This window comes from Paraburkholderia sp. RL17-337-BIB-A, assembly GCF_046025895.1.
Taxonomy (GTDB): domain Bacteria; phylum Pseudomonadota; class Gammaproteobacteria; order Burkholderiales; family Burkholderiaceae; genus Paraburkholderia; species Paraburkholderia fungorum_C.
In genome coordinates, this window is record NZ_JARESY010000001.1 from 3,571,445 (window position 1) to 3,594,103 (window position 22,659).

At 61.3% G+C, this 22,659-nt stretch carries 20 protein-coding genes and 1 pseudogene; 16 read left to right on the forward strand and 5 right to left on the reverse strand.

Annotated features, from left to right (window positions below):
* Positions 1-460: 460 nt before the first annotated feature.
* The 10 genes from P0D84_RS15980 (at position 461) to ureG (ending at position 8,558) form a co-directional block, all read left to right on the forward strand.
* Positions 461-1,765, forward strand: a complete 1,305-nt coding sequence (locus P0D84_RS15980; protein ID WP_408337898.1) for a TolC family outer membrane protein — start codon at positions 461-463, stop codon at positions 1,763-1,765.
* Positions 1,766-1,767: 2 nt separating this feature from the next.
* A complete protein-coding gene (locus P0D84_RS15985) occupies positions 1,768-2,268 on the forward strand; it encodes a type I secretion system permease/ATPase (protein ID WP_408337900.1) in 501 nt (166 codons plus the stop codon).
* An 88-nt stretch (positions 2,269-2,356) separates the two neighbouring features.
* Positions 2,357-2,698, forward strand: coding sequence for a hypothetical protein (locus tag P0D84_RS15990; RefSeq protein ID WP_408337902.1), 342 nt, complete (start codon positions 2,357-2,359; stop codon positions 2,696-2,698).
* Between the two features lie 370 nt (positions 2,699-3,068).
* Entirely contained in the window at positions 3,069-3,872 is an 804-nt protein-coding gene (locus tag P0D84_RS15995; RefSeq protein WP_408337904.1) for a transporter substrate-binding domain-containing protein, read from the forward strand.
* A 169-nt stretch (positions 3,873-4,041) separates the two neighbouring features.
* Positions 4,042-4,344 (forward strand): urease subunit gamma, encoded by a 303-nt coding sequence (gene ureA, locus P0D84_RS16000; RefSeq protein ID WP_054041799.1) that lies wholly within the window; start codon positions 4,042-4,044, stop codon positions 4,342-4,344.
* Between the two features lie 29 nt (positions 4,345-4,373).
* Positions 4,374-4,679, forward strand: a complete 306-nt coding sequence (locus tag P0D84_RS16005; protein WP_106305795.1) for an urease subunit beta — start codon at positions 4,374-4,376, stop codon at positions 4,677-4,679.
* A 55-nt stretch (positions 4,680-4,734) separates the two neighbouring features.
* A complete protein-coding gene (ureC, locus tag P0D84_RS16010) occupies positions 4,735-6,441 on the forward strand; it encodes an urease subunit alpha (RefSeq protein WP_408337907.1) in 1,707 nt (568 codons plus the stop codon).
* A gap of 2 nt (positions 6,442-6,443) precedes the next feature.
* Positions 6,444-7,226 carry an urease accessory protein UreE gene (ureE, locus tag P0D84_RS16015; RefSeq protein WP_408337909.1) on the forward strand — a complete coding sequence of 261 codons (783 nt, stop codon included), beginning with the start codon at positions 6,444-6,446 and terminating at the stop codon, positions 7,224-7,226.
* A complete protein-coding gene (locus P0D84_RS16020; RefSeq protein ID WP_408339854.1) occupies positions 7,213-7,893 on the forward strand; it encodes an urease accessory protein UreF in 681 nt (226 codons plus the stop codon). The genes ureE and P0D84_RS16020 overlap by 14 nt, the downstream gene beginning before the upstream one ends.
* Positions 7,894-7,904: 11 nt before the next feature.
* Positions 7,905-8,558, forward strand: coding sequence for an urease accessory protein UreG (gene ureG, locus P0D84_RS16025; RefSeq protein WP_408337911.1), 654 nt, complete (start codon positions 7,905-7,907; stop codon positions 8,556-8,558).
* A gap of 4 nt (positions 8,559-8,562) precedes the next feature.
* Here the strand turns inward: ureG and P0D84_RS16030 are convergent, their stop codons facing one another.
* The 5 genes from P0D84_RS16030 to P0D84_RS16050 all read right to left on the reverse strand — a co-directional run bounded on the left by P0D84_RS16030 (position 8,563) and on the right by P0D84_RS16050 (position 14,424).
* Positions 8,563-9,312 (reverse strand): Fic family protein, encoded by a 750-nt coding sequence (locus P0D84_RS16030; protein WP_408337913.1) that lies wholly within the window; start codon positions 9,310-9,312, stop codon positions 8,563-8,565.
* Positions 9,313-9,437: 125 nt separating this feature from the next.
* A complete protein-coding gene (gene waaA / locus P0D84_RS16035) occupies positions 9,438-10,754 on the reverse strand; it encodes a lipid IV(A) 3-deoxy-D-manno-octulosonic acid transferase (RefSeq protein ID WP_408337915.1) in 1,317 nt (438 codons plus the stop codon).
* A 106-nt stretch (positions 10,755-10,860) separates the two neighbouring features.
* Positions 10,861-11,745, reverse strand: coding sequence for a Kdo hydroxylase KdoO (kdoO, locus tag P0D84_RS16040; RefSeq protein WP_408337917.1), 885 nt, complete (start codon positions 11,743-11,745; stop codon positions 10,861-10,863).
* A gap of 61 nt (positions 11,746-11,806) precedes the next feature.
* On the reverse strand, positions 11,807-12,808 hold the full coding sequence (waaC, locus tag P0D84_RS16045) for a lipopolysaccharide heptosyltransferase I (RefSeq protein WP_408337919.1): 1,002 nt from the start codon (positions 12,806-12,808) through the stop codon (positions 11,807-11,809).
* A gap of 221 nt (positions 12,809-13,029) precedes the next feature.
* On the reverse strand, positions 13,030-14,424 hold the full coding sequence (locus P0D84_RS16050; protein ID WP_408337920.1) for a phosphomannomutase/phosphoglucomutase: 1,395 nt from the start codon (positions 14,422-14,424) through the stop codon (positions 13,030-13,032).
* Between the two features lie 346 nt (positions 14,425-14,770).
* Between P0D84_RS16050 and P0D84_RS16055 the strand changes: the two genes are divergently transcribed.
* From P0D84_RS16055 to P0D84_RS16080, 6 genes and pseudogenes are all read left to right on the forward strand, one after another.
* The gene (locus tag P0D84_RS16055; protein WP_408337922.1) at positions 14,771-16,033 is read left to right on the forward strand and encodes an oligosaccharide flippase family protein; all 1,263 of its coding nucleotides are present in this window, start codon (positions 14,771-14,773) and stop codon (positions 16,031-16,033) included.
* Positions 16,030-16,857: a glycosyltransferase gene (locus P0D84_RS16060; protein WP_408337924.1), complete on the forward strand. Its 828-nt coding sequence runs from the start codon at positions 16,030-16,032 to the stop codon at positions 16,855-16,857. The genes P0D84_RS16055 and P0D84_RS16060 overlap by 4 nt, the downstream gene beginning before the upstream one ends.
* A gap of 61 nt (positions 16,858-16,918) precedes the next feature.
* Complete coding sequence (locus tag P0D84_RS16065; RefSeq protein ID WP_408337926.1) at positions 16,919-18,067, forward strand: glycosyltransferase family 4 protein; 1,149 nt, start codon at positions 16,919-16,921, stop codon at positions 18,065-18,067.
* A gap of 12 nt (positions 18,068-18,079) precedes the next feature.
* Positions 18,080-19,102, forward strand: a complete 1,023-nt coding sequence (gene galE / locus P0D84_RS16070) for a UDP-glucose 4-epimerase GalE (RefSeq protein WP_408337928.1) — start codon at positions 18,080-18,082, stop codon at positions 19,100-19,102.
* 675 nt (positions 19,103-19,777) lie between these two features.
* A pseudogene (locus P0D84_RS16075) lies at positions 19,778-20,876 on the forward strand (AGE family epimerase/isomerase).
* 756 nt (positions 20,877-21,632) lie between these two features.
* Positions 21,633-22,550, forward strand: coding sequence for a sugar transferase (locus P0D84_RS16080; RefSeq protein ID WP_408337930.1), 918 nt, complete (start codon positions 21,633-21,635; stop codon positions 22,548-22,550).
* Positions 22,551-22,659: the final 109 nt, after the last annotated feature.

Genomic DNA, 22,659 nt, shown 5'->3' on the forward strand with positions numbered 1-22,659 from the left:
CCGCACTTGGCTTCTGACTGCCTCGTTAGCAGATCGGCGGCACATTCCACCGCATCGGACCGCTTCGCGTCCGCGCGGTAACCAAATTTGACAGATGCGCCTTGCATCATCGAATTCCCCACCGGCGCACCCGCGCTGAAATTTCCCCCGGCATCCCCTCACAGTCTCCTACGTATGCCGCGGCGGGGTCCGACTGCGCTGTCGATATGGCCGATTGCCCAGAATTCTTGCAGGCGCCAGCATTCAGCCTTCCAGGTGGCGCTCAAACAACTTTCCACAATCGGGAAGGCGAATAAATACCGCGCCAAGAATCGAGGGCGGTCGAATCCGTGGCCGCACTGCCGAACCAGATGCGAAAACGATAGCGATGAGATGGAGCCACAACTGGTCTTACACCTATCCTTCAGGCGCGCGGCGTCAGACAGCGCGGTTACTTTCCGCTGGAGCGCTTGCGCTCTCCATGCTCCATGCGACCGCACACGCCGCCAGCCTGTCCCAACTTGCTGACGACGCCCTCGCGCACGATGCCACGTTCGCCAGCGCCGAAGCGTCATATCGGGCAGGTCTCGAGAAAGAGCCCGAGGCGCGTGCCGCGCTTCTTCCACACATCGGCCTTACGCAGTCCGATTTCAAGAATGCTATCCATGTACCGGGACAGGCCGCCGCTCCGTATTCCACGGTAGGGACGTCCCTGTCGTTCAACCAGTCGCTCTTCAGGTGGGACGACTGGCAGGCCTATCAGGAAAGCCGGCTCTCGGTCATCGGTGCGGGCTTCGCGTTCGCCAGCGCGACGCAGGACCTTCTGCTTCGCGTGGCGCAGGCGTATTTTGACGCGCTCGCAGCGAAAGATGCCTTCCTGCTCGCGCAGGAGCATCTGCGCTCGGTTGACGAACAGTTGGGGCTGACTCGCCGAAGCTTTACGCTAGGCGCAGCAACGATCGTTGACATGGACGAGGCGCGGGCTGCATCCGATTCAGCGCACGCTGATCTCGTCAAGGCGCAGGGCGAAGTTGCGAGGCGCTACGCCGCGCTGCAAAAGATAGTCGGTCATCCTATCGATGCGGTTGAACCGGTCGATGCAGACGCCACGCTGGCGTCGTTAATTGACAGTTCCTCCGAGACGTGGGAATCGGATGCGCAGACGTCGGGGTTTGAGGTCAGGCAGCAGCAGATCGCGCTGGAGGTCGCAAAGCGGGAGGTCAGCAAGGTCAATGCTGGCTATATGCCGAGCGTGTCGATAGTTGGAAATGCGAGTAACGGCAACGCTGCGTTCATCAACGGACAGACCAACTTCTACACCGGCGCGCATCGGGCTTCATCCGGTGAGATCGGTATCCAGATCAGCATTCCGCTGTTCGACGGCCTTTCAACGTTGAGCAAAAAGCGCGAAGCCCTGGCGCTTCGGGATAAGGCCGAAGACGATCTGGAGGATGCGCGCCGTTCGGCCGCGCTTGATGCCCAGCAGGCGTTTCTCGGCGTGCGTGAAGGACTTGCGCAGATCGCCGCACTACGCATCGCGCAGCAATCCGCTGAAACCGCCCTGAATTCCAACCGCAAAGGATTTCGAGTAGGCGTGCGGATCAATGCGGATGTGCTTGACGCCGAGGACAAACTCTTCCGCACGCGGCGCGATCTGGCCAAGGCGCGCTACGACGCGCTGATGCAGTTTCTTCATTTGAAGGCGAGCGTCGCACAGCTTGACGAATCGACACTCGCACACCTTGATGCGGCGGACACTTCCCCAGCCGCGCTCTCCCAGAAATAGACATGACGATGTATCAGGCAATCAGGCGACACCTGGTGTTCGCCGCACTTTTCGGCATCGCCAGCAATCTGCTGGTGCTGACTCCCACGCTTTATCTGCTTCAGGTCTACGACCGCGTCCTGCCAAGCCGCAGCCTGGAAACGCTCGCCATGCTGGTGATCTTCATGGCAATCGCCCTGTTCATGATGTTTGCCGTTGACGTCGTGCGAAGTCTTCTGCTCGCTGATCTTGGCCGCCAGTTGGCCGACCGTCTCGACCGGCTGGCGCTGGCGGCCCGAGTCGAGACGTTCGCAAGGCGATCACCTCGCCCAGACCTTGCTACATCGCAGGACGTTGCCGCCCTGCGTTCCTTCCTTTCCGGCGCGGCTGTAATCGCACTTCTGGACTTGCCGTGGCTCTTTGTCTGGCAACCAGACAACTGTCCACATCATCAACACGGACAATACCCAGACCGCAACGGTGTACAACAGCGCCAACCAGGAAACCGAATTTGCGCGGTTTGATTCCAGCGGACATAAAACCGACGACTACTTTTTCAACGGCCCGACCGGTCGGGAAACCGAATACGATCACTACGGCAGTGACGGAAGCATGGTCGCTAACATCTTCCATAGCGATAACAGCCAGGACCAGATCATTTACAACGCGTCGGGCCTGGAGACGGAGTACCAGGCGTACAACAGTCAGGGACAACTGACCGGCTTCACCGACTTCACCTACACCGTGGGCGGCGGCTATGACGCGGTCGCGTACGGGCCTACCGGTTTTGAAACCGGCTGGGCAGACTACGGTTCCACGGGGACGCAGATTTCATCGAGTGGTGGCGCGTACAACTTCACGCTGGATGACGGGTACGGCTCTGGAACCGACTGGGGCTTCACGCTGGACCTGGGCGGCACGGGATACAGCTCCGACTACGGCTTTTATATCTGATAGCTGGGCGAAGTAAAGCTTAGTGGTTGCTGCGTCTGCAGCGGTTGGCTGACGCAGCATCGACATTGCTCTAACGCGTTTCACAGTTTTGTATGACCGCCAAAGATCGATCACATTCCGGCAGCGCTGCGCGCCGTGGTCATTCCTCCTGTCGCGTTACGACGTCAGTCGTTGAGCCTTTCACCTTCGTAAGCCTCCGCGTGCACCAGTCTGAAGCACCGCGACGCGCCAATTCGGTGCACAGCCTTCTCTCGCGTCGCGCCAGCCCACGTCGCACCGCCATGGCACATACCTTGCATCGCAATCTCCCCACGATGTTGCCGCGTCCTGACGGCAGCCGACCGCTTCTCGCCATCACCGCTCACATAACATGACCCGATCGACACTTCGCCCCGCGCGCCGCGCCTGGCTTGCCGCATTGCTGCTTTCGCCCGTCCTCGCCGTGACAGCGCCCACGGCTCACGCCGATACGCTCGACAACATCGCCAAGGCAGGCGTGCTGAAAGTCGCGGTTCCCGAAGACTATCCGCCGTTCGGCTCGGTCGGCGCGGATATGAAGCCGCAAGGCTACGACATCGACACGGCCGCCCTGCTCGCGAAGTCGATGAATGTGAAGCTCGAACTCGTGCCGGTCAACAGCGCGAACCGCATCCCGTATCTGCAAACCGGTAAGGTCGATCTGGTGATCTCGTCGCTCGGCAAAACGCCTGAGCGCGACAAGGTCATCGATTTTTCGACGGCCTATGCGCCGTATTACCAGGGCGTGTTCGGTCCCGCCGACATCAAGGTCACCGGCCCCGCCGATCTGACCGGCAAGACGGTCGGCGCCACGCGCGGCGCGCTCGAGGAAATCGGTCTCACGCAAATGGCGCCGAACGCCACCATCAAGCGCTTCGAAGACAACAACGCGACCATCGCCGCGTTCCTGTCCGGCCAGGTGCAGTTGATCGCCGCGGGCAATATCGTCGCCGCAGCGATCCTCGCAAAAAATCCGCCGCGTCGGCCGGAACCGAAGTTCGTCATCAAGAATTCGCCGTGTTTCGTCGGCATGAACAAGAACGAGCCTCGCCTGCAACAGAAGGTCAATGCCGCGATCGCGGCGGCCAAACAGGACGGCACGCTCAACACGATGTCGAAGAAATGGTTCGGCGCGCCGCTGCCGACCGATTTGTAAGCGCTTCGTTAGCGGAACTTGATACCGTGGCTGGCTTATCCGGCATTGCACTCGTCATGGACTCATCCCGTGCGCCGCACGCGATCGCGGCCATGACAGGCAGCGCCTATCATTTCGCAGCCGGCCCTCAGGTCCGGCGCAACCCAACGCACACCAACGCACACATTCAATGAAGCTGACACCTCGCGAGAAGGACAAGCTGCTGATCTTTACCGCCGCGCTGCTCGCTGAACGGCGCCGCGCTCGCGGCCTCAAACTGAACTACCCGGAAGCGATCGCCTTCATTACCGCCGCGCTGATGGAAGCCGCCCGCGACGGCAAGACCGTCGCCGAGGTCATGCACTACGGCACCACGCTGCTGACGCGCGCCGACGTGATGGAAGGCGTGCCGGAAATGATTCCCGACATCCAGGTCGAAGCCACGTTCCCCGACGGCACCAAGCTCGTCACCGTTCATCACCCGATTCCCTAATCACGCTTTAATCACGTAAGGCACGCCCCATGATTCCCGGCGAACTCCTCATCGACGACGGCGAACACGAACTCAACGCGGGCCGCGCCACCGTCACGGTGGTCGTGTCGAATACCGGCGACCGTCCGGTGCAGATCGGCTCGCACTATCACTTCTATGAAGTGAATGAAGCACTCTCCTTCGATCGCGAAGCGGCGCGCGGCTTCCGGCTGAACATCGCGGCGGGCACCGCCGTGCGTTTCGAGCCGGGCCAGGAACGCACCGTCGAGCTGGTCGAACTGGCGGGCGAGCGCGTCGTCTACGGCTTCAACGGCAAGGTGATGGGCAAGCTCTGATGCGCGACCCGCGCACGCTTGCACCGACCGCCCTGCTCATTTCCGGATCCACACCATGACCTTACGCATTGGCCGCCGCGCATACGCGGAAATGTTCGGCCCCACCACTGGCGACCGCATACGCCTCGCCGATACCGAGCTGCTGATCGAAGTCGAACGCGACTTCACGACCTACGGCGAAGAAGTCAAATTCGGCGGCGGCAAAGTGATTCGCGACGGCATGGGCCAGTCGCAACGCGTGCATGCCGACGTCGTCGATACGGTCGTGACGAATGCGGTGATTCTCGATCACTGGGGCATCGTCAAGGCCGACATCGGCATCAAGAACGGCCGCATCTTCGCGATCGGCAAAGCGGGCAACCCCGATATTCAACCGGACGTGACGATCGCGATCGGTGCATCCACTGAAGTGATCGCCGGCGAGGGCTTGATCGTGACGGCGGGCGGCATCGATACGCACATCCACTTCATCAGCCCGCAGCAGATCGAAGAAGCACTCGCGAGCGGCGTCACGACGATGCTCGGCGGCGGCACGGGTCCGGCAACCGGCACGAATGCGACCACTTGCACGCCAGGGCCGTGGCATCTCGAACGGATGCTGCAAGCCGCCGATGGTTATCCGATGAATCTCGGCTTTCTCGGCAAGGGCAACGTGAGCCAGCCGCAACCGGCGCTTGAACAGATCGCCGCGGGTGCGATCGGTTTGAAGCTGCACGAAGACTGGGGCACGACGCCGGCCGCAATCGACAACTGTCTCTCCGTCGCCGACGATACCGACACGCAGGTCGCGATTCACACGGACACGCTGAACGAAGCGGGATTTGTCGAAGCGACCGTGGCTGCATTCAAGGGCCGCACGATCCATACGTATCACACGGAAGGCGCAGGCGGCGGCCACGCACCGGACATCATCAAGGTATGCGGCGAAGCGAACGTGCTGCCTTCGTCCACCAATCCGACACGCCCGTACACCGTCAATACGCTCGAAGAGCATCTCGACATGCTGATGGTGTGCCATCACCTGGACCCGTCGATTGCGGAAGATATCGCGTTCGCGGAGTCGCGGATTCGTCGCGAGACCATCGCGGCTGAAGATATCCTGCACGACCTCGGCGCGTTGTCGATGCTGTCGTCGGATTCGCAGGCGATGGGGCGCGTGGGTGAAGTCATCATCCGCACATGGCAAACCGCGCACAAGATGAAAGTGCAACGCGGCGCGCTGCCGGAAGACAACGCGCGTCACGACAATTTCCGCGCGAAACGCTATGTCGCGAAGTACACGATCAACCCGGCGATCACGCACGGCATCTCACACGAAGTCGGCTCGATCGAACCGGGTAAATGGGCCGACCTGGTGTTCTGGGAGCCGGCGTTTTTCGGCATCAAGCCGTCGTTGATCCTGAAGGGCGGGATGATCGCGATGGCGCAGATGGGCGACCCGAATGCGTCGATTCCGACGCCGCAACCGGTCCATTATCGCGAGATGTTCGCGACGCGTGGCGGTGCGCTGGGACGCACGTCCCTGACCTTCGTTTCGCAAATGGCTGCCGATGCAGGCGTCGGCGAACGCTATGGGCTGAACAAGCGTATCGTTGCCGTGAAGAACTGCCGCAACATCACGAAGGCCGACATGATTCACAACGCGTGGCGTCCGGCGATCAGCGTCGATCCGGAAACCTATCAGGTGATCGCCGACGGCCAGTTGCTGACCTGCGAGCCTGCCACCGTGCTGCCGATGGCGCAACGCTACTTCCTGTTCTAACCATGCGCACCATCGACAAACTGATCGCACCGCATCTGAAGCTCGCACCCGTTCTGGTGAAGCGCGCGCCGACCTTGACGCTCGCTTTCGATGACCGCCGCAAGAGCCGCCTCGCGGCGACGCTCGATAACGGCGAGGACGTTGCGCTGCTGTTGCCGCGCGGCACGGTGCTGCGCGACGGCGATGTACTGGTCGCCGACGATGGCGGCCTGGTGCGCGTGGTCGCCGCGCCGGAAACGGTGCTGTATGTGCGTGCGAAAGACGCGTTGACGTTGACGCGTGCCGCTTACCACCTCGGCAATCGTCACACGCCGGTCGAAGTCGGCGCGGATTATCTGAAGCTCGAATACGATCCGGTGCTGGGCGATATGCTCAAGCGCATCGGCGCGAGTGTCGATCAGGTATCGATGCCGTTCCAGCCGGAATCCGGCGCGTACGGCGGCGGTCATAAGCATGGTCACGATGAGACCTTCGCTGAAGACTATGCGTTAGCTCAGCAGGTGTTCGGTGAACATCATGGGCATGAGCATTCGCATGATCATGAGCATGGCGATGCACACGGTCACTCGCATGATCACGAGCATGGACATGATCATTCGGATCATGAGCACGGTCATAGCCATGCGCAGGGTCATGGGCATGACCAGCCGGATCATGAGCATGGCCATAGCCACGCGCAGGGTCACGCGCATGAGCACGACCACTCACACGGCCACAACGCTAACGATCACGTCCACGACGAATCGTGCGGCCACGGGCATCATCACCACCATGCGCATCGCTGAGCTCACGGCGCTGCTGCATCTGGCGTCGCCGGCATTGCCGATCGGCGCGTTCAGCTACTCGCAAGGTCTCGAAGCCGCGATCGAAGCGCAACTCATCACCGACGCCGATTCCGCACGCGATTGGATCGCGAGCGGCTTGACCGATGTGCTCGCGCGCGGCGAGTTGCCGTTTCTCGCCCATCAGATGGAACGCTGGCGTGCGCACGACGCAGATGGCTTAAAGGAAGCGAACAGCGAATTCCTGGCAAGCCGTGAGTCCGCTGAACTAAGGCGTGAGACGGAGCAAATGGGCTGGTCACTGCGACAATTGTGCGTCTCACTGGAGTGGGGCGACGCCGATCGACGCGCCACGCTGTCCTCCCTCAAGCCCTTGGCCCAACCCACGGCTTTCGCCTTCGCCGCTTTCGCTCACGACGCAGCGCCCGACGCCGCGCTCGCCGCCTATGCATTCAGCTGGGTGGAGAATCAGGCCGCCGCCGCCTTGAAGGCCGTGCCGCTCGGCCAACTCGCCGGCCAGCGCATCATCGTCGCGCTACGCGAGCCGATCGATGCCGCCGTCACACGAGCCTTGGCCACCTCGCCCGACAATATCAACACCTTCGCGCCGCAACTCGGCATTCTGTCGGCGCGTCACGAGTCGCAGTATTCGCGGCTCTTCCGCTCGTAAAAAGATCCATCATGAACGCACCTCATCAAGCCACTCACTCGTCTGTCCGCACGAAGAAACTGCCGCCGCTGCGCGTGGGCGTCGGCGGCCCGGTTGGTTCGGGCAAGACCACGCTGCTCGAAATGCTCTGCAAGGCGATGCGCGAACAGTACGACCTCGTCGCGATCACCAACGACATCTATACGAAAGAAGACCAGCGTCTCTTGACGGTGGCGGGCGCGTTGCCGGCCGAACGGATCATGGGCGTGGAAACGGGCGGCTGCCCGCATACGGCGATTCGTGAAGACGCATCGATCAACCTCGAAGCCGTCGACCGCATGCTGACGCGGTTCCCCGATGCGGACATCGTGTTCATCGAATCGGGCGGCGATAACCTGGCGGCGACCTTCAGCCCGGAGTTGTCTGACCTGACGATCTACGTGATCGATGTGGCCGGCGGCGAGAAGATTCCGCGTAAAGGCGGGCCGGGGATTACAAAGTCGGATCTGTTGGTGATCAACAAGACCGACCTCGCGCCGATGGTCGGCGCAAACCTGGAGGTAATGGCGTCGGACGCGAAGAAGATGCGCGGCGCGCGACCCTTCGTGATGTGCAATCTGAAAGCGCTCGACGGATTGGATGTGGTGGTGAAGTTTATCGAGGAGAAGGGGTTGTTGAAGGTTTGAGGCCTTACTCGCCCGGATGGCATTCAAGCAGGAATGCCATCATTTCCGACCCATCTTTCGATAGATAGAAGCGCACCATCTTCTCGTTGAAGTCGCCGGCGCGCTGCGCCGGCACACTGATGGCGTCGATTCCGTTCGACATCAGCACGCCGTTCATCATGAAGCGTGAAGTGCGCTTATTGCCGTCGAAGAAGAACTGCTGCAATGCACCGAACAGGAAGAAGGCGCAACCTCTCTCAAAGGCGTTGGAGACCTGATCGGTCAGTGCACGTGTGCCCGCAGCGAAAACGCGGTTGAGTTCAGGAGCACCGGGCAAGGTCGGTAGTGGCGTATGTCGCCCCGCCTCGCCCAGTGCTACGTCGGGTGTATATCGCGTTTCCTCGCCTTCCCCCCGGAAGACGCCCCATTCGAGCGCCTCGTTACGTGCAACAAGGCGATGCAGGTCGCAAAACGTGGCCTTGTCGAGCGCGAACCGTCCGCTCTGCACGATCGCCAGCAAGTGTTTTGAACTCTCCGCCAGATTCAGGATCTGCTCCTGGTCCGATATCTTCCGACCGCCAACCGTCACGCCGTCGAGCAGCGTTTTCACCTCGGGGAAAGTAAAGGGATTGCCTTCGAGCACGCTCGCATCCCACACGAATTCCGGCAGCATCCGATGAAAACGAAAACACACCCGTTTGATCGAATGGGTCGGCAGGTCTTGGGGAATCGCGGCGCGATTCCATTGAAAGCCGAGGTCGGTGAAAAGCGTCATGGCAAGTTGGAAAAAGGCGTTTTGGATCACAGGGCCATCAATGCTTAAGCCCAGTGTTGGCAGAATATACGATTTATCGGCACGCGAAGCGATAACGCGAGCACCACACAGCGCCGCTCGAATCCCTACTCCGGCAACACCGCCATCAACACATCCACCGTGCGTGCCGTCGCGCCGCGATGGCGCGCGGCAAACGCCGAGGCCGCGCCGCCCATTGCCAGCCTGCGGGCTTTGTCGCTGAACAGTTCGCGCAGCACACGCGCCAGGTCAGCCGGGTCTTGCACCTGCACCGCAGCCCCCGCCGCAACCGCATCCGCGGTGGCTTGCGTGAAATTGAACACATGCGGCCCAATCAATACCGGCACACCGACCGCGCATGCCTCAATCAGATTCTGCCCCCCCAGCGGCAGCAAGCTCCCACCGATAAACGCCAGATCCGAAGCGGCATAGTAAGCACCCAACTCGCCCATCGAATCACCGAGCAGGACCTTCACATCTGAAGGCAAGGCCGGCACGCCGCCGCCCGCAGCTACAGCAGCCGCCGATGCCACCGCCGCGGCAGGCGCCCACGTCGAGCGCCGCTCAAGACGCAAACGCGCCTTCTCCGCCAACGCCGCCACTTCGTTAAACCGTTGCGGATGACGCGGCACCAGAATCAGCAACGCATCGTCGACGCCAAGCGCCGCGAACGCCTGCAACACCAATTCCTCTTCACCTTCGCGCGTACTCGCCGCGACCCACACGGGCCGTGTACCGATCGCCGCGCGCCACGCATGACCGCGCGCCGCCAGTTCCGCGGGCGTGCTCATATCGAACTTCAGATTCCCGAGCACCGCGACATTACGCGCACCGAGTGCAGTGAGCCGCTCCGCATCCGACGGACTCTGCGCCAGCACGCGCGCAAACCCACCGAACACGTCCTTGGTCGCATGGCCGAATTTGGCCGCGCGCTTGAACGAGCGTGCCGACATGCGCGCATTGGTCAGTACCAGCGGCACATCCGCACGACGGCATTCGTCGATCAAGGTCGGCCATACTTCAGTTTCCATCACCAGGCCGAGCGACGGCCGCCATGCCCGCAAAAACCGCCGCACCGCATGCGGCATGTCGTACGGCAGATAACTGCGCAACACGCGGTCGCCGAAAATCTGCTCGCCGGTTGCGCGGCCGCTCGGCGTCATGTGCGTCAATAGAATGCGCGCATCGGGACGCGCTTTCATCAGCGCGTCGATCAGCGGTTGCGCGGCCCGCGTCTCGCCCACCGACACCGCATGCACCCAGATCAGCGGCGCATTGTCTTCCGGCAAGCGGTCGCGCGAGTAACCGAACCGCTCGCCGATATGCTCACGATAACCACGCTCCTTGCGCGAACGGATCAGCAAACGCAACACGGCAAGCGGCGCGATGATCCACCAGAGGGCGTTATAGATCGCCCTCAGCATCGAGACTCCGCGCGTTTCAAGCTGGGCTTCAGCGCGTGTGCCAATGTGACTTTCGTCGTGAGCTTCGCGTCGAGCGGGCGCGCGCAATCCAAAGCGAACGCGGCGCTCAAACCAGCGCCCTGCCCTTCAGGCGCTCGAGAATGCCGAGCGGCGCGCAGTCGGGCTGCGCCATCGCCTTGACCGGCAGGAAGAAGGTCTGCTCCAGCATGAACTGGCCGGACATCACCGCATGCGAAGTCTGATCGGAAAAACACACCCACACGCTGCCCGGCGGAAACGGCATGGTTTCCTGCGGGCTCGACTTCTGATAGTCGAGATCGGCCTTCATGCCGTCGTGCAGATTCAGCATCAGATGGTCGTATTCGCTGCGCGGCGATTTGGTGACATGCAGCAAGTTCAGCAGCCAGGCCGAACCCGGCATTTGCGGTTTGATGCGCGGCAGGAAGCGCCTCGCCATATCCTCGAACGGTTCGCCGACGCGCCACACGCGCGGCGCACCATGCGGATTGACGTTGGTGAACACGCGCAGAATGCGCTCGCCATAGTTCGGCCGCGACGGGAATGCATCCACATGCAAACGGCTATCGTCCTTACGCCACGACGTCTCGCGCCCTTCCACCTGATGCAGCCGCAGGCTCGTGGGCGCGACGCGCAACCTGCCGTTGTATTCAGGGAACAGCCCATCGACGAGCGTGCGCGCATTGGCCTGATAACGCGCGATCAACGCGCGCACCGCCGATTGCGTGACGGCGTCGCCGGCCACGCCATGCAGCGCGCCGCCATTCGGTTCAAGGCTGATGTTCTTGCGGTTCGGATCGGCGAGCGCGGGATCGAGCAGCGCCTGTTCGCCGCCTTCGATCGCAAAGCGCAGGTTCGGGAAATACAGCACTTTGCCGCGTTCGACGCCGGCCAGCAGCATCTCGCGCGGCACGGACAGATTGCGTCCGTGCCAGTCAGCGTTCGCTACTTCGATGATCTGGGTTTCGTTCATGGTCGCCCTTGAAAACGGATGGAGCGTAAGGCGAAGCACGCCGCATTACGGCGCTACAACATTAGAGCAGGCCGAAACCGGCCAGCGCGGACTTGACTTCCTGCAGCGTGGGCGGCTTGCCGGCCGTGCCGAGATTGATGACGTTCGGTGACCAGTAGCCGCCGGTACGCCATGCGGTGGCGAAATTGTACAACTCGACCGTGGGCCGCTTCAGCGCCGCCGCAATGTGAACTAGACCTGTGTCAACGCCGACCGTCGCGGCGGCGCCTTCGATCAGGCCGACCACCGCCGGCAAGGCCAACCTGGGCGGCACGATGGCCGCAGCGCCGAATTCCTTCGCCAGACGTTCGCTGGTGACGCGCTCTTCCTCGCTGCCCCACGGCAACACGATCGACGCGCCGCGCCGCACCAAAGACTGACCGAGTTCGATCCACGCGGTAGCGGGCCACTGCTTGTCGGCGCGCGAGGTGGCGTGCACGAACACCACGTACGGCACCGGCAGGTTCAGATTCGCCTCCGACAAAGCCAGCGCCGCGCGCCCGGTGTCGAGGCCGAAGTCGATATCGTCGGTGGGTTGCGGCGGCGGGTCGTTCAGCGCCGCGGCCACCAGTTGGCGGGTACGCTCGACCACATGGGTGCGCGCCTCGATCGGCACGCGCTTGTCGTAGAAGAAGCGCACCGGCCATTCGAAGCCCGCGCCGTCGGTGCGGTTCGCGAGGCCGACCACCGGCCCGCGCGCCATGCTCGCAACCCACGCGGTCTTGATGAGCCCCTGGCAGTCAATCACGAGGTCGTAATTCTCGGCGGCGAGCGCGCGGCGAAACGCGCCGATCTCGCGCCAGTTGTCGATCGAAAGGATGCGCTTGCGCCAACGGCGCAGCGACACGGGGATCGCCCGCCGCACGCCGCTAACCAGCTCCACGAGCCCCACGAAACTTTCTTCGACCAGCCAGTCGATCTGGGCATTGGGATGGCGGCGGCGGATGTCGGCGATCACCGGCATGTTGTGAACCACGTCGCCCAAGGACGACACCCTCACGATCAGTATCTTTTGCACGCTCAAGTGTGGGAAAACCGGCTATCCGGCCCGAAGATGCGGTGAAAGAGCCCCCGAACCTGTCGCTTCGCGACAAGCCCCCCCGGAGGGGATTCTCACGAGGAGAGGACCGCAATTCTAGCGCGCCACGGGTAAATGACATGAAAAAACGCGGCGCGGTAAGTGAAACCCGCGCCGCGTTCGACGGCTGCCGCAGCTCATGATGAACCACGGCGCCGCTCAAGCTATTAGAACGGCAGCTTCGCGTCAGGCTTCTCCGCCATGATCACGCGGCGGAAATCTTCCTGGATGCGCCTGAGTGCTTCGTCGCTATCGGCTTCGAAACGCATCACCACCACCGGTGTGGTGTTCGACGAACGCGCGAGGCCAAAGCCGTCCGGATACTCGACACGCAGACCGTCGATCTTCACGATGTCGTCCGCGCCGGTGAACTTCGCGTTTTGCTGCAAGCGCGCGATCAGTTCGAAGTTTTCGCCTTCTTCGAGCTTCAATTGCAGTTCCGGCGTGGAGTTCGAGTTCGGCAGCGAGTTCAGCAGCTTGCTCGGATCGGCCACACGCGTGAGGATTTCCAGAAGACGCGCGCCGGTGTAAAGGCCGTCGTCGAAACCGTACCAGCGGTCCTTGAAGAACACGTGGCCGCTCATTTCGCCTGCCAGCGGCGCGCCGGTTTCGCGCAACTTCGCCTTCACCAGCGAGTGGCCGGTCTTCCACATCAGCGGTTCGCCGCCCTTGTCCTTGATCCACTTGGCCAGATTGCGCGTGCACTTCACGTCGTAAATGATCTGCGCGCCCTTGTTGCGCGACAGCACTTCTTCGGCGAACAGCATCAGTTGACGGTCCGGATAGATGATCTGGCCGTCTTTGGTGACGACGCCGAGACGGTCGCCGTCGCCGTCGAATGCGAAGCCGATTTCAGCGTCGGTTTCCTTCAGCGCGCGGATCACGTCCTGGAGGTTTTCCGGGTGAGCCGGGTCCGGGTGGTGATTCGGGAAGTTACCGTCGATCTCGGTGAACAGTTCGACCAGTTCGCAACCGAGCTTCTTGAAGAGCTTCGGCGCGAGGCCGCCTGCGACACCATTGCCCGTGTCCACCACGATCTTGATCGGGCGCGCCAGCTTGACGTCGCTGGTAATACGATCGAGATAGGCGTCGGCGATATCGTATTCAGTGTATGTGCCACTACCTTCAGAGAAGTTTTCGTCGACGATGCGCTGATGCAACGCCAGAATCTGCTCGCCATAAATAGCCGCGCTGCGCAGGACCATCTTGAAGCCGTTGTAGTCAGGCGGATTGTGACTGCCCGTCACGACGATGCACGAATCGACGCGGCGTTCGCCGCCGTCGAGCTGCAACGGTACGCTGGCCGCGAAGTAGCCGACCGGCGTGGGTACCATGCCGACGTTGACCACGTCGACGCCGGCTGCCCGCAGACCGTCCGACAGCGCCTGGATCAGTTCGGGACCCGACAGGCGCCCGTCACGCGCGACCACCACGGCGTCGCCGCCTTGCGCCCGCACTTCGCTGCCGAAGGCGCGGCCGATCGAACGCGCTGCATCGGCATCGAGCGTCTTGCCGATCACACCGCGAATGTCATACGCCTTGAAAATAGATTTGGAGATCATGTTGGCTCACTTGCGTGCAATAGAAAATTTTGACCGGCGCGTCGCTGGGGGATCGGTAAATTGAGCAGCGAATTCGCTATTCACCGACAGATAAGACATTGCGAAGCGCCTATACCGGAAGGGATCCGGTTCCAACTTATAATTACGCTTCTCGGACCAGTCTTATAACCGCCATTCTAATGCTTAGACGCCCTCCTTTTGTAAAGTTGCCGCGACAGACGGCCGGGTGGGCGATTGCGCACGGTACTCACAGTGCGCTCCTCGCGTCGCAGGTGCCGCCCATGCAATTGGCGCAATTGGCGCAAGCCGCTCAACGGGCGCCGTTGCACTGGCGAGCGGCCGGCGGATGCTGACGCTCAAACGCTTCGCCAACCCCGACGTCACGCGCGCCTTCACCAATATCGTCTGGCTCGGGCTGGAACGGCTCACGCAGATCGGCGTGGCGATCGTGATCAGCGGCATGCTGGCGCGCTACTTCGGGCCCGACACCTTCGGCAAATGGCAGTACGCGAACACGCTGCTGCTGGTGCTTTCGCCGATCACCTGGGTGTGCGGCGCCGAAATTCTGGTGCCCACCATCGTCGGTCGGGCGCCAACCCAGTTGGGCACCGTGCTCGGCAGCGCCTTCACGCTGCGCTTTTCGGTTTCCGCCGTGGCGCTGCTGATCACGTGGCTCGGCATCGCGTTGCACTTCTTCGATCCGCTGGTGGGCGCGATGCTCGCCGGTCTCGCGGTGACGATGCTGTTTCGCGAGCCGTTCGTCGGCGTGATCAACGCGTGGCTGCAAAGCATGACTTATAGCAAGCCGCAGTTGCTCACCAGCATGAGCACCGCGGTGGTGAAGGCAGGTTTCGTCTATCTGCTGGTACGCGCGATGGCCACGCCCGCGCGCTTTGGCTGGCTGTGGGCCGCTGAATCGGCGTTGATCGGCGCGGTTCTGCTGATCTATTACATCCGCCGCCATGGCGGCAAGCTCGGCTGGCATCTGGACCGTTCGCTCTTCAAGCACTTCGCGACCGCGGGCACGGTGTTCTGGCTCGGCTTGATCTGTATGTATCTGTTCCTGAAACTGGACAGACTGATGCTGGAGCGGGCGATTTCCTTCGCCGACCTCGGCCGCTATTCCGCCGCGCAGCAGTTGAACGAAAACTGGATCACGCTCGCGCTGATGCTCGCGCAGACCATTGCGCCTGCCTTCGTCTATCGCGTGCAGGATGCGGCGCAATTGCGCCGCAACGTGTGGCGGCTCACGGCGATGACCGCCGCGCTGATGGTCAGCGGCGCGATCGTGCTGGATCTGCTGGCTGGCTTCATCATCCGCCGCGTGTTCGGGCCCGGCTTTGAAGGCGCCATCGACATTTTCCGTTGGGCCGTGTGGCTTTCGGTGCCGGCAGGGATCGAAGCGATCGGCAATCTGATCGTGCTGAAATATCAGGCCAAGTTCGTCTTGCTTTCCAAGTGGCTGTTGGCGCTGGCGGTCGCGTTCGCCGTCAATCTGCTGGCGATTCCCCGGCTCGGCGCTTACGGCGCGCTGGTGGGACTCGCGGCCGGCTATCTCGCCGCCGCGTCGGTTAATCTTTATTACATTCGCTTTAAATTGCGCCCATGACGAATTCATCCGCCGCAGCGCATTCCCTCGACGACGTCGCCGTCCTGATGCCCGCGTACAACGGCCAGGCCGACGTCGATCTCACGCTGGCCTCGTTCAGCGAAAGCGCGCTGGTCCACGTACTGATCGTCGACGACGGCAGCGCGACACCGATCGTCGCGCCGGCGATCCCGAACATGAAGATCGAAGTGTTGCGTATGTCGCGCAACAGCGGGATCGAACGCGCGCTGCAAACCGGCATCGACGCCCTTGCGCAGCGCGGTTTTCGCTACGCGGCCCGGATCGACGCGGGCGACCGCAGCGTGCCGCAACGGCTCACCAAACAACGCATGTTCATGGAACTGCATCCGCAAGTGGCCGGCCTCGGCATGTGGACGCAGGTCGTCACGCGTGAAGGGAAACCGCTTTTCATGCTGACGCCGCCCGCCGAACCGAACCAGATTCGGCGTCTGCGCTTCTTCCGTTCATGCCTCGCGCACCCTTCGATGATGTTGCGCATCGACGCCGTGCGCGCGGCCGGCAACTATCGCGCGGCGTATCCTTCCGCCGAAGACCTCGACCTGTTCCTGCGTTTGATGGAGCGCCACGACTGCGCGAATCTGCCGGAGCTCGGGCTCTATTACGAGCTGAACGAAGGCGGCATTAGCGCGACCAAACGGCGCCGCCAGGTCAATTCGACGCTGCGGCTGCAACTGCGCTACTTCAACGCCGCCAATCTGTACGACTGGCTGGGTCTCGCCAAGAATCTGCTGCATCTGGTGATGCCTTACCGCGCCTTGCAGCGGGTCAAACGCACGTTGCTTGCGCCGCGTGCCAGCCAATGATTCCATTGCGTCACTCAACCGGTCATTTCACCCCGTCATTCACCGCCGAGCCCGTTCCCGCATGAAGCCTGCCTTGAAGTCGACGCCCGCGCTACGCATTACACTCGTCTGTAATACCGCCTGGGCAATCTATACGTATCGGCAAGGGCTGATTCGCATGCTGGTTGGACGCGGCGTCGACGTGACAGTGCTCGCGCCGCGCGACCGCACCTTCGACCTGCTCACCGCGATGGGGTGCCGCTGCATCGAATTGCCGGTGGCGTCCAAAGGCACCAGTCCGCGCGACGACCTGCGCACGCTTTTGTCGTTGTATCGTTTGTATCGAAGCATCCGCCCGCATGTCGTGTTCCACTACACGATCAAGCCGAACATCTACGGCTCGGTCGCCGCGAAACTGGCGGGCGTGCAGTCGGTGGCGGTGACTACCGGGCTCGGTTACGTGTTCATCCAGCAGAGCCGCGCGGCGCTTGTCGCCAAAAAGCTGTACCGTTTCGCCTTCCGCTTCCCGCGTGAAGTCTGGTTTTTGAACCGCGACGACCAGGCCGCGTTTGTCGAGCAGAATTTGTTGGTGCATCCTGAGCGTGCGCGGCTGTTGCATGGCGAAGGCGTCGATCTCGAACAGTTCGCCTTCACGCCGCTGCCGGAGCAGGCGGAATTCAGGTTCGTGCTGATCGGGCGGCTCTTGTGGGACAAGGGCGTCGGCGAATATGTCGAAGCCGCACGGCGTGTGCGTGAACGTTACCCGCAGGCGCGGTTCCAGCTGCTCGGTCCGGTCGGCGTCGACAACCCGAGCGCGATCACACGCGAAGAGGTGGCCGTGTGGGAGCGTGATGGCATCATCGAGTATCTTGGAGAGGCGCACGACGTACGGCCCTTCATCGCCGAGGCGGACTGCGTCGTCCTGCCGTCATATCGGGAAGGCGTGCCGCGCACGCTGATGGAAGCATCGGCGATGGGCCGGCCGATCGTGACGACGGATGTGCCCGGCTGCCGTGAGGTGGTGGCGGACGGCGTCAATGGATTGCTGTGCGAAGTCCGCAATGCAGAAAGTCTTGCTCAGAAACTGGCGCAGATGCTCGACATGAGCGGCGCCGAGCGCCGCGCAATGGCCGAACGCGGTCGACAGAAAGTCGCGCAAGAGTTCGACGAACGCATCGTCGTCGAAACGTATAAAGACCTGGTGCAGAAAATGACGGGCGTTTTACTTTAAGGGAGCAACAGCATGACCACGAAGGGTACGATTCTGGTAACAGGTGGTGCAGGATTTATCGGCTCGCACACCTGTGTCGAACTGCTGAACGGCGGTTACGACGTCGTGGTAATCGACAATCTCGTGAACAGCAGCCGCGAGTCGCTGCGGCGCGTGGAGGAAATCACCAGCAAGCCTGTGACCTTCTACGAAGCCGACGTGCGCGACGAAGCAGCGCTCAACCGTATTTTCGACGCCCACCCGATCACCGGCGCGATTCACTTTGCCGCACTGAAGGCGGTGGGCGAATCGGTCGCCAAACCGATCGAGTACTACAACAATAACGTCGGCAGCTTGCTGACGCTGCTCGGCGTGATGCGCGATCGCAACGTCAAGCAGTTCGTGTTCAGTTCCTCGGCAACGGTGTATGGCGTGCCGAAGAGTTCGCCGATCGATGAATCGTTTCCGCTGTCGGCCACCAATCCCTACGGCCAGTCGAAGCTGATCGCCGAGCAGGTCCTGCGCGATCTGGAAGTGGCCGATCCGTCGTGGCGCATTGCCACGCTGCGCTACTTCAATCCGGTCGGCGCGCACGAGAGCGGCCTGATCGGCGAAGATCCCGCCGGCATTCCCAACAACCTGATGCCTTATGTCGCGCAGGTGGCCGTCGGCAAGCTCGAGAAACTGCGCGTGTTCGGCGGCGATTACGAAACGCCCGACGGCACCGGCGTGCGCGACTATATCCACGTGGTGGATCTGGCGCGCGGGCACCTCGCCGCGCTCGACGCATTGGTCAAGCGCGACGCCAGTTTCGTGGTGAACCTCGGCACCGGCCAGGGTTATAGCGTGCTGGACGTGGTGCGTTCGTTCGAAAAGGCGTCCAGCAGGCCGGTGCCTTATGAAATCGTCGCTCGCCGTCCCGGCGACGTCGCTTCGTGCTTCGCCGATCCAGCCGCGGCCGAGAAGATTATCGGCTGGCGCGCGCAGTTCGGCATTGAGCGGATGTGCGCGGACCACTGGCGCTGGCAGTCGACGAATCCGCACGGATTCGCGTGAGTTAAAGCGCGCTCGACGGCGGGCAAAGGGGCTGCCAGGCAGGGGCTCCACCGCCGGCGAACGGCCCGTTCGGTCCAATGCAACTCATTTCGCCGATCTGGCCTTCCCGTGTGAAATGGAACATGCATACTGCGGACTCAGCCGGCGCACTCAAGCCGATGGGATTTTCGCTGCACGCTTGATCTGCACACGCGCCAAGTATTGAAACGGCAATCCACTGCCATCGCGAGGACATCACGCGCGTGCGCGGCAAGCCTTTCATCATACACATGAGCATGACGACTATCGCCGCGCCAAGCGAGCTTTGTGTGCTGTACCGAACAGAGTAGCGCCATTCGTACGAATTTGCTACGCCTGTACTTGGTCGACTCAAGACGAAACAGTTGCGTACTTATTGCATTGATCGCCTCTCGGATCAATGCGGAAATTGCGAGCAGCGGCCCGGCGGGTGAAACCGATTGAACCGTCGCATCCGGCTTCAGTCATCACAATTGGAACAGCGACGAAGAATTGCACGTTTTTCTCGTTGTCGCTTGCATCGCGCTGAGGGACTGCGACCTGGCAAACTGGTCGGGACTTCACGCGTCGTTCAGCTTCCCCTCGCTGCAAGCCTTGCTGCCATGAAACCCGCCACCCCCATTTTCGCGACATCAAAGGAGATTCGCAGCATCTGCGATCGCCCTCGCCGCCACACTACCAGATCACTTCGCTCGAGTCGTCCTGCCGATCTGGCGCTGACCTGGCTTCAATACCGCGATACATCTGCCCTACGAAGCCGTCAGCGCCGACGCGAGCCATCGTCCGATGCCGGTTGAGCGCTATCGCGCCATGGCGTGCGCGCGCCAGTTGTTCGTTTTTCGCAGGCAGGCGAAGCCGTTCATGCCCATATTCTGTTCGAGGCACTGCTGCATTTCTTCCAGGACAAGCAACGCGGCGGCTGGTTCTACAGTGTCGATGCACAAGGTGCGCCGCTCGATATCACCAAGGATCACTATACGCACGCATTCCTGATCTTCGCGTGCTCCGAGTATCCCGCACGTTTCGGTAATCGCGATGCGCTTGACCTCGTCCATAGCACGTCGGCGCTGATCGAAGCGCGTTTCTCCGCGCAACACGGGTTGTTCAACGCATCGCTCGACGCGGATTTCGCGACTCTGACCGGCACGCCTGTGCAGAACCCGCTGATGCATCTCACCCAAGCCTGGCTCGCCGCGCGCGAAGCGACCCAGGACAGCGCGTTCGATTCCGCCTGCGCAAACTGGCTGACGCTATCGAACGCACCTTTGTGTATGCGCCGACCGGTTGCATCGCGGAACTGCCTTTGGGTGCCGACGACAATCGCCCGGAGCCTGGCCGTCAGTTCGAATGGTTCTGGCTGGTCAAGCAGGCGGGCATGCTACTGGACGGATCGGGGCTCCACGAGGGGCTCTCTCGCGCGTTTGGATTTGCGCAGCGACATGGCGTGGACCCGCTCACAGGCGGCGTGTGCGCCTCGCTCGATGAAGCCGGCAGGATCAAGCGGATCTGGGCGCAAAGCGAATATCTGCGCGCGCTCGCCACCATTGAGGATGATGCGGCGCACCGCGCGTTGCCCGGGCAAATGGAGCGCTTCGGCCAGCGCTTTTTGCACCCGCGAGGCTGGTTCGAATAAAAGACGGCCGCGGGCGATGTGTCGCGCGCCGACATGCCGTCAACCACGCCCTACCATCTCGCCACTGCGTACGCGGCGCTACCGGCCGAGGATCATGTGACTCGCGACATTGCCACTGCTTGATTGCAATCCGGAAAAAAAGCACGATTAGGCGCATACCGTTCTGCGGGCCAACGGGCATTATGTCCAAAGGATGTCTACTCCACGAACATCACGCAACATGTCGTTGGCGCGAAGGTGACGGAAATCGACCAATCCGTAGGAATCTGCCGACCTCCTTTCGCAATCGCGAAACGACCACGGGAAGGCGTTCCGCTATCATCCAAACCACGCCCGACATCGACGCGGCGAGCCTCTTTCAACACACATATGGGCGCGGTCATGGGCGCGCTTCCTAATCACGCGTTATGTGCTGTAGCGAACGGTATAGCCATATTCGTACGGATACGCTACGTCTACACAAGCTCGGCAAATGGCAGAGCAGATACAGTGTGTCTTTGCATTAAAGGCCATGTTGACCAGATACGAAAATGCAAGGGACAGAAGCCGACTGATGTCGACTTATCTATCGGGTTCGTCACCAATTAACTTCGCGACATGATAGCTGAAAGGTACTGCCGACGAACATTTCGCATTGCCAATAATTAACGCCTGACGATTAGAAATAACCTATTTTTTTGCGTATTCGCAGTCAGCCAGGACATCAGAATTTTAAGACTTTCACGCAGATAGACGCCGAATCTCAAAGACATACTTCATACGGAAATAATTGGGATCCAATTTGCCATGTATTACGGCGCCTTGCATGCGCGGAATACATTTCTCATGCATATGGAAAGGCTTTTCATTCTGATTTTTTGCTGAAATAACGGGTACAGCTTGAAATATCCAAACACTGATGTATCCGTCAACGAACCTCGATCGGGGGCAGCAATGGCTTTATTCGGCAAGATGTCGGAATCAGTGACAAACGAAGTCAAACCTTTCGATAGCCGTCACGTAAGTCGTTCGCATACCGAACATGCGGATCTCGGCGGCCGCGACTTTTCAGCTTCTCACATGGATGGCACCGTGGAATTCGGTCGCAGCGAAGAATCGTTTCCTTCGGAAGCGTCAACGGAGACAGCGGCAAGCCCTATGGTGTGCCACACCTTGCCTGCGGCGAACGATGCTGACACGCCGGTCAGGAAAGGCGTCTTCACAAAGCGCGCCCTTGATATCGTTGGTGCATCCGCCTTACTCCTCGTGCTAATCCCGATTTTCCTCGTGATCGGGTGCGTCGTACTGAGCGACGGCGGTCCAGCTTTCTTTGGTCATCGCCGGGTTGGAAAGGGCGGACGGCCGTTTCGCTGTTTGAAGTTCCGCTCGATGGTACCGAAAGCCGATCTCGTTCTCGCAGAGCTCCTTGCCACCGACGCCAAAGCGCGTGAGGAATGGAACTGCGATTTCAAGCTTAAGAACGATGTGCGTATCACTCCCGTCGGCCGGTTTTTGCGCAAGACGAGCCTCGATGAACTGCCTCAGCTCTGGAACGTTCTTCGCGGCGATATGAGCCTGGTTGGCCCTCGCCCCATCATCACCGAGGAACTGGAACGGTATGGCGTCGACGCCCACTACTATTTAGCGGTCAGACCCGGGTTGACAGGATTGTGGCAGGTAAGCGGGCGAAACGATGTCGACTATGCAACGAGAGTCGCACTGGACGTCACCTACGTGAAAGAGCGTTCAACCCTGCGCGACATCAGCATTCTGCTGAGAACGTTCAAAGTTGTCTTAGACGGATGCGGGGCGTACTGACATGCGCCCAGTGGAATCAAAACAATCTATAAACAGCGCCCATGAACCTTCCTCACGTTGTCGCGTTGACTGCTACGGGAACGTTCCTGCTGGAGACGCATTGTTGAAC